Source organism: Streptomyces laculatispora (assembly GCF_017353455.1).
In the GTDB taxonomy this organism is placed as follows: domain Bacteria; phylum Actinomycetota; class Actinomycetes; order Streptomycetales; family Streptomycetaceae; genus Streptomyces; species Streptomyces laculatispora.
Map to the genome: position 1 here is coordinate 1 of NZ_JAFMPZ010000184.1, position 7,346 is coordinate 7,346.

The 7,346-nt window shown below is 68.7% G+C and carries 9 protein-coding genes; 5 read left to right on the forward strand and 4 right to left on the reverse strand.

Annotated features, from left to right (window positions below; all coding sequences use genetic code 11):
* Positions 1 to 1,499: hypothetical protein (locus J1C73_RS10785; protein ID WP_207316152.1), on the forward strand; the 1,499-nt coding region annotated here is incomplete at its 5' end.
* A gap of 89 nt (positions 1,500 to 1,588) precedes the next feature.
* Here the strand turns inward: J1C73_RS10785 and J1C73_RS10790 are convergent.
* Positions 1,589 to 1,981 (reverse strand): alpha/beta hydrolase, encoded by a 393-nt coding sequence (locus J1C73_RS10790; protein WP_242643997.1) that lies wholly within the window; start codon positions 1,979 to 1,981, stop codon positions 1,589 to 1,591.
* Between the two features lie 145 nt (positions 1,982 to 2,126).
* Here J1C73_RS10790 and J1C73_RS10795 point away from each other — a divergent pair, with 145 nt between their 5' ends.
* Complete coding sequence (locus J1C73_RS10795; RefSeq protein ID WP_207316153.1) at positions 2,127 to 2,633, forward strand: hypothetical protein; 507 nt, start codon at positions 2,127 to 2,129, stop codon at positions 2,631 to 2,633.
* A 421-nt stretch (positions 2,634 to 3,054) separates the two neighbouring features.
* On the opposite strand, the gene J1C73_RS10800 is transcribed toward J1C73_RS10795, so the two are convergent.
* Entirely contained in the window at positions 3,055 to 3,735 is a 681-nt protein-coding gene (locus J1C73_RS10800) for a DUF4145 domain-containing protein (RefSeq protein WP_207316154.1), read from the reverse strand.
* 217 nt (positions 3,736 to 3,952) lie between these two features.
* Here J1C73_RS10800 and J1C73_RS10805 point away from each other — a divergent pair, with 217 nt between their 5' ends.
* Both J1C73_RS10805 and J1C73_RS10810 read left to right on the forward strand, forming a co-directional pair.
* Complete coding sequence (locus tag J1C73_RS10805; protein WP_207316155.1) at positions 3,953 to 4,264, forward strand: DUF6247 family protein; 312 nt, start codon at positions 3,953 to 3,955, stop codon at positions 4,262 to 4,264.
* Positions 4,261 to 4,521 (forward strand): hypothetical protein, encoded by a 261-nt coding sequence (locus J1C73_RS10810; protein ID WP_207316156.1) that lies wholly within the window; start codon positions 4,261 to 4,263, stop codon positions 4,519 to 4,521. Before J1C73_RS10805 ends, J1C73_RS10810 begins: the two co-directional genes overlap by 4 nt.
* 114 nt (positions 4,522 to 4,635) lie before the next feature.
* On the opposite strand, the gene J1C73_RS10815 is transcribed toward J1C73_RS10810, so the two are convergent.
* Entirely contained in the window at positions 4,636 to 5,127 is a 492-nt protein-coding gene (locus tag J1C73_RS10815) for a hypothetical protein (RefSeq protein WP_242643998.1), read from the reverse strand.
* A 14-nt stretch (positions 5,128 to 5,141) separates the two neighbouring features.
* Positions 5,142 to 5,747, reverse strand: a complete 606-nt coding sequence (locus J1C73_RS10820; protein ID WP_207316157.1) for a ParB/RepB/Spo0J family partition protein — start codon at positions 5,745 to 5,747, stop codon at positions 5,142 to 5,144.
* Between the two features lie 197 nt (positions 5,748 to 5,944).
* Here J1C73_RS10820 and J1C73_RS10825 point away from each other — a divergent pair, with 197 nt between their 5' ends.
* Positions 5,945 to 6,628: a hypothetical protein gene (locus tag J1C73_RS10825; protein WP_207316158.1), complete on the forward strand. Its 684-nt coding sequence runs from the start codon at positions 5,945 to 5,947 to the stop codon at positions 6,626 to 6,628.
* The last annotated feature ends 718 nt before the right edge of the window (positions 6,629 to 7,346 follow it).

The window sequence follows — 7,346 nt, forward strand, 5'->3', positions numbered from 1 at the left end:
AGGCGCGGCCCACCCGCAACGACGCCGCCACCCGGGCGGCCCTGCACGCCTTGGGCCTCCCGGAGGACTGGACCCCGGAGGCGGTGGTCCGCCGCTGGTACCCGGCGGACTCCCTGATCGAGGCCGTACGCGACCTGCACCGGCTCCACGGAGGCAAGTCCGCCGGCATCCTCGCCAAGACCGCTCCGGGCGACGGCCTGGTTCCCGACCTCGCGGCGGCACATCTCGCGTACGTGTGCGAGGACTACCGGACCGCCGCCGTGCGCTACGCGGCCTGTGTCAACCACGATCCGCAGAGTCCGTACTTCTGGCAGTGCTACGCCTTCGCGCTGCGCCATCTCGGCCGCCGTGAGGAAGCGCTGTACATCCTCACGCACACCGGAACTCTCATGGCGCGGCGGCACCGTCTCGACGCGGACCGGGACGTGCGCACGACGGCGCACGCCCTGGCATGGGGCCTGCGGCTGCCGGATGCCGCCCATCCGGCTCCCGCCCCGGTCCGCCCGGTGAACCTCGCGGCGACCGCGGCGGTCGAACGCGAGCTGCGGGCGGGCCGGTACTGGAACCTGGCCGAGGTGACCCGCGGTGGCGCCCAGCTCCCCGCGCTCATCGCCGTCGCGAGCGGGCTGAAACCGGCCATGGACCTGTGGGTCCCGAAGGACGGCTGGCCCGCCCTTCGCGCCCTCACCGAGACGCTCGGCCTCGTCCACCACGTGGACGCCTGCTTCGACAGGCTCTCACCGCAGATCGCCCGGATGCCCCCGGGCCGTCTCACGACCACCCGGGCCGCGTTCGTGCCCGCCCTGCGCGAGGGCGCCGAGGCCCACGTCTTCCTCGCTCGTGACCGCGCCGCTCTGGACCGCGTGGTCGGCTCAGGCTGGTACCCGCTGATCGTCGACGGCAAAGTGGTCGACAAGCACCGGGCCGATCACGACACGTTCGGGGACGCCCTCGGTTACCCCGTGTGCTGCCAGGACTTCTTCCGCGAGCGCAACAACTGGAACGACGACAACACCTACTACGCGGCGTGGCGCAACACCCGGGGCAAGCCGTCCCCGCTGTGCAACCCGCACCTGCGGCACACCCTGTACGGCCTGGTCCCGTACATGCCCTGCTCCTACGCGTGCCCCGCCACCCTCGAGTTCGCCGGCCGCCTGCTCGAGGTCATCCGCAGCGAGCTCCCGCTCTACGCCGCGGCGATCGAGGCGGCCGTGTCCAAGCCGCTGCTGTGTGTTTCCGAGCTACGGATGTACGGGTTCGAGGGAGAGACGGTCCACCACCACGAGGACGGCACGGCCACCCTCACCTACTCCGGCGCCACTTCCCTCTATCCGGTCGAGGACACCGATCCGCTCGGGGACCTGCTCCGCGCGGGAGACGGCTGCACCGTCGACGGCAACATCATCCACGTAAGGCGCGGGGATACGTACGTCGCAGGCTACGAAGCCCGGGGGGACCGGCACGGGCCGGAGTGCCCGTTCGTCGTCTCCTTCGGCTGACGGGACCGCGGGGCCGGGTCGGCGGCGGCGCCCAGCAGCGCCAGCCACGGGTCATCGAGCCGGAACCGGTGCAGGCAGCCGACAAACGACTACGCGAGGTCGCCACCAGGGCGAACGTTGCCTGATGCGGCACTAGCCGACGGGCCGAGTTCAGCGAGCAGCTGGTTCCGGTTCGGTGCGCGGTGCGGCCAGGACAGGCTGAAGGAGAGGTCGCCATCGACCTCGGCACCGATGTCCTCGGTGATCAGTGCGCCGACGAGGCCGGGGTGCCGGGCGGCGAGCTGATAGGCGTTGACTCCTCCGAGCGAGTGGCCGAGGACGACCGCGCCGTCGATCCCCAGATGTTCCAGCACGGTCGCAGCGTCCTCGATGTAGCCGATGCGGGAGAAGGCGGAGGGGCGGTCGGAATACCTGTGCCCACGCTGGTCGAGGGCGATGACCCGCCAGGACTCGCCCAGCTCCCGGGCCAGCCCCGACGACAACGGCCGCCAGTACAGCTTCGTGCTGCGGTCTCCCTCGTCGACGCCGTGGGATGTGGAGGTAGCCCTGATTCCCTTCGTGATCAGCTAGGCGGCACTCAACGCCATCGCCAGGGGCTGAAGGGGCTGAAAACTGAGGAACGGAGTGGTGGCACGTCCCGGACACTTACGCGACGTGTCACCGCAGGTCAGCCCCAACGCCGGCATTAAGGAGCTCTCTAATGACATCGACGGCATCCGGTTCGGCACCGCCCTGTGCATCGAGGCCAACTTCCCCGAACTGTTCCATCAGTACGAACAGCTCGATGTCGACTGCATGCTGATCTCCGTCATGGTCGACGACGCCGCCCGCGCCGCTCTCGCCCCGGCATACGCGACCCTCTACAACCACTGGGTCGGCTACTCCGTACCCGCCCAGTTCGCCACCACCGCGCCCGCCACCATCACCGCCCCCGGCGGCCGCCAACTCGCCCACTGCCACACCGAAAACCGCCCCGGCCTGGCCATCGCCGACATCGACCCGGACACACAAGACCCGGGCATCTACATCGCCCTGCGCCACGCCCGCCCCTGGCGCCGTACCGCCCAAGCAGGTCTGTACGACAACCACACCGTGGCAGATGACCTCCGCAGCAAAGTGCGGACCCGCTTCTGACAGAAGACCACCACACCTCCACCGCTGCGGCCGTACGGTGAGATGACAACCAGCACCGGGAGAGCCAGCAAATAATGCAGCCCGACCGCACCCCTCCCCAGGCCAACATCGTGGCCTACCAGCACCCAGACCTGCCCGGAGTCCTGCTGTGCCACGAACACAGCGAGGAATGGACAGGGCTGGACCCCCTTACTACCGACGATCTGCCGCACGGCGGGTTCTGCAGCGGGGGAACACCCGACGGACACGTGTGCGGCCGCGCCTTCTCCACGAAAAAGCGCCAGCGGTGACCGACATGCCCACCTTCACGGCCACCCCGGCGCACGTACCGAGTGGCGGAACCGCCAATAGAAGCAAGCTGCGTGGCATGCATCCTTGAGCCCCCGCGGCATGGGACGTTCGGACGCAACCCGGACTGAGCTCAGCTCTTCTGCTTAGCGCGGTGCTGGTCGCGTCGCTCCTTGCGTGCGGTACGGAGCGCGGCGCGTTCCTGCGGCTGGACGTAGACCACCTTCACTGCTTCCTCGATCAGCAGTGCGACGTCTGCCACCTCTCCAGCGGAGAAGGAGAGCCCGTCGTGCAGGCTCCAATTGCCCAACGTCCGGGCTTCGTGCAGGTCGGCGACGATCTCAGGGGAAACGCCCTTGGCAGTCAACCCTTCGATCTTCTCGAAGAGATTGCCGCCAGCAGCCTGCTTATCCGCGCAAAGCTCCTCGACGGCCGCCCGGTACATAGCCGCTGCCGCCCTCAGCGCTCCGGCGCTCTCGCACCGCGCCCCTTCATGGAACATCTCGCGCATCTTCAGTGGCGCCGCCTCGTGCAACGCCCGGTTCTGCTGGCTGGGGTAGGTCAACTGCAGTCTGGTGACCTTCAGCTTGACCTCTCCCATCCTCTGATCGCTCTGCAATGCCTCCGTGACGGAAGGTACGTCTGGGCCCCAATGAGCGAAGAACACGCACGTCTTTTCGCACAGCTGACACTCCAGGACGTACTCCTCCACCTTCCGCCACACACGCTTGCGCTCCGGCTCGGGGGAGGAGCCTACGGCGGAGAAGTCCATGCCGGAGGCGCTCCGCTGCGGAATCAGCTCGGGGAAGACCATCCGGCGGTCCACACGCCTGAAACCCACACCGTGGTTGCAGTGAGGGCAGATGCCTCTGGGCTGGGTCGTGTTGAGGTCACCTATTTGGAGACCGGTGCTGTTCATAGACCCTGGATACACCCTCACGCCGACATCCTGCGGCTGATATTCAGCAAGCTCCGTGACACGAGCGTTCGCCCACTACCGTGAAGTCACGACTTGCCGCCGGGAGGACCAGATGAGCGCGCAGCCCGACCACGCACCCGTCACGCCGTATGCCCCCGCACCGGGAGCTCCGGCCGAACTGCTCCACCAGCTGCGCGCCGACCGGCGCGCCGCGCAGTGGGTGCCGACCTTCGAGCAGGAGTGGGCGGCCGCCCTGGAGGATTCCCGCCGGACGTTCTCCCTTGGCGGGCTGTACGAAGTCCTCCAGGACTGGCAGAGCCGACTCGCCCACGCCCCGGCCGTCGACGCGTTCGTCGACTCCGGCTACGACGACAGCGAGGCCATCGACATGGCGGAGCTCCGGGGAAGGCGAAGGCGCCGGTGAGCGGACAGCCGTACGCGGTCCGCTTCTCCGCCCCGGCCGCCAAGGTCCTCGACACCCTGCCCGAGCACATCGAAGACACCGTGTGGGATGTCCTGGGCGCCGCCGCCGCAGACCCGTGGGGTTTCCGGCAGTGGAACGCGCAGGACCTCGAGGGCGAGGACGTCCGCTACGCCTCCGTCGGCCGGCTCTCCCTCACCTACTGGGTGAACCGGCCGCTGCGCCGGCTGACCGTGCTGAACATCGTCTGGCTCGGGTAGCCACCCGGTGACAACGCCACGACCCCGGCATCGCAACTGCCGGGGTCGTGGCGTTCCACATCGTAGCCACCGCCGTATCCACCCGGACGGCACCGCGGATCCGCGCTGTGGTCATCAGGTGCCGCGAGGGCGGTCGGCACCGAGCTGGACCTCCCGCCGGCACTCGCGGCAGTCCGGCAAGCCGCTCACACGCCGTCCTTCCCCCTCCGCCCATCTGAAGCCGCACAGCGACATGGTCAGTTCCTCCGTGGGATCGGTGGCATGAGAGCCGTGGCCCGGCACGTTCCACGTGACCGTCGTCCCGCCCTCGTAGGGCGCGCCCTCCGGCCACTCGTACACAGCTTCGGTGGTCGTGCAGCGCATCCGCAGATCAGGGCCCTCCCAACGGGTGTCCTGGCGGACCTGAGCGGCGGCGTCGGCAGCGTCGGCCAGCCGCTCGAAGGACAAGTCGTAGTCACTCATGTGCTCCCAGCTGCCGGGCGCTTGCTGGCTCACCAGCGAGCGGAATTCCAGCAGCAGCCGCTCCAGGTCGTGCCGCCCGACCCGGATGCTGTCCGTCTCCGCGTCGTAGCCGTACGGGTTCTCGGCGCCGGTCTTCTTGGGCATAGGGATTCCCTTCATCAGCTGGACGCGAGCGGGCTGAGGGGGCCGGGGGCGAGCGACTTGCCGCCGCGGCGCGTGCTGGCCCTCTGCCGGGCCTCCATGATGCTGAGCTCGTTCGCTGATAGGGCTGCCTGCTTCTCGGGAGTGAGCTTCAGAAGAGCAAGGCGCTGCGAAGCCGTCGTAGGGCTCCACCCCAGACTCCGCGCGTAGGCATTCTGGCTTTCCGTCCGTCCCGGCGCGCTGAGCGCGGCACGAAGCAGCTCTGCTTGATCCAGGGGCCCCAGGTAGTCATCGTGACGGTGCCGGCGCAGCACGAAGGCAGCGATGGAGTCCTGGGGCATGTCCCGGACCAGGACGGGAATCCGGGCCCACCCGAGAGATCGCACAGCCTCCAGCCAGTGGTAGTCGCCGATCGCCACATAGGAGAAGCACCGCTTCACGGAGTTGGTCTGACGCGGCAGCCTCTCCAGATAAGCCTCGCGGGAGACCACCGTGATGGGGTATTCCACACCGTGCTTGACCAAAGACGCCTTGAGCTGTGACTCCCTGGGCAGAGTGTGGCGGGGACGCTCAGGCCACGAGATCACCTCGGCCACCGGCTGTTCTTCGATCAGTCTCGTCACACCTGTCCAACGACGGGGCCGTGTTCCCCGGTTTAGGCCGTCCGGGTCAACTGCGTCGGGCCGGCAGAGGCACCCGGGCCGCTCCCCACCCGGACCGGTATGTGCGGGCGGTGGGCCGGGGACGTCAGAACCCGGGGTAGCGTGCCGGGGACTGATCCGGCCCGGGTGGGGAGTGGCGATGTGGTTTCCACGGTTCGATGAGCGCGGCCCCGCTGACGACGACCGAGCTCGAGGCTTTGGCGCTGCGGTCGCTGAACGCGGCGTTCCAGACCGCACAGCACGAGTGGCAGTCGGCGGCCTCCCTCTGGGACCGCCTCCACAGCGCCAGTGACGTGGCCGAACTGCACGAGACGCAGACGGCGTTCCAGTTCCACCAAGAGGCCGTCCTGAAGATCGCGCGCGGCGCGACCGCGTACGAACGGCACACGGCACTGACCGCCTGGCAGTACACAGCCGCCGCGGTCGTCCTGGGCGTCACCGTCCTGCAGCGCCTCGCGGAGGCGAAGCCACCCCTGGACGACGCGACGGTTCAGGAGCTGTGCCAGGAGCCGACCCTGGGCCGCCTGCACCAAGCGCTGTCGGTGCCGGTGGCCGACCTCCTGCCCGGGCGCCCCAGCGTCATCCCGAACGAGCACGAGGACACCGCGCGCCGGTGGACCCAGGTGCGCGACGGCGTGGACACCGCGATCAAACTGGTCCTGGACCTCGCCGCCGACCAGGACGCGGCCCGCCCCCGGACCAAGGACGAAGCAGCCGGCTGCCTGCTGACCGAGCACTGCCCGCCCCACACCGACCCGGTGTACCAGGACGTCCTGGAGCCACTGTCCCGGCTGGCGGAAGAAGTCCCGCTCGGCATCCTTCGGATCATCGACAAGGACTGAGCGCTCAGACCTGCGGCGGTGCCGCATCGGGCAGCTCGCCGGCGAAGTCCCACCACTGCTGGATGGTCCACACAACGAGGGCGCGAGAGGTCGGTGGACATCCGCAGCCACACCTCCTCGCCGCCGGGCATGAACGCCACTTCCACGTGCGGCTCATCCCACGTACCCAGCGCGTACATCCACCCGTTGCCGTCGGGCCAGGTCCGGATCGCCGCCGTGCGCACGCTCAGCGCCGCGGCGAAGGCGTCCAAGGCGGCCTTGGGTATCCGCACTTCCACCGGTTCCCGTTCGATCCCCGCCACCCGGGACCCCCTGGTTCTGCGGCGAGACGCGACAGCCTGCCGTCGCGGATCACCCTGCCAGACCTGCCCGCCTCCGCCAGAGGGCGACAACATCCGGTGTCGCGAATCCGGGTGTCACGCTGTGAGGTCTACCCGCCTCACAGCCCGTTTTCCCAGGTGAACGCGTTGCATATGAGGTTGTGAGCCTGTGAGGTGGGGGCTCGCGGCCAGCGTGGCGACTTCCTGGTCTCTGCCTGAGGTTCCCCCGGCGTGCGGGAGGTGCTGATCAGCTGGTCAGTACAGGTTGACGGGGCTTCAGGTTCGTTCGTTCGGTCGTCGCCTGGTTGGCGTAGTGCTTCTCCTCGAACTCGACGGGACTGAGGTAGCCGAGTCGTTTCTGGATGCGGCGGGAGTTATAGCTTGTTATTTATGGTCCG

Coding starts and splice junctions, on each gene's coding strand:
- J1C73_RS10800 (WP_207316154.1), bottom strand. CDS start 3,735: ATGGTCTTCCCCGAGCTGATTCCGCAGCGGAGCGCCTCCGGCATGGAC.
- J1C73_RS10805 (WP_207316155.1), top strand. CDS start 3,953: ATGAGCGCGCAGCCCGACCACGCACCCGTCACGCCGTATGCCCCCGCA.
- J1C73_RS10815 (WP_242643998.1), bottom strand. CDS start 5,127: ATGCCCAAGAAGACCGGCGCCGAGAACCCGTACGGCTACGACGCGGAG.
- J1C73_RS10825 (WP_207316158.1), top strand. CDS start 5,945: ATGAGCGCGGCCCCGCTGACGACGACCGAGCTCGAGGCTTTGGCGCTG.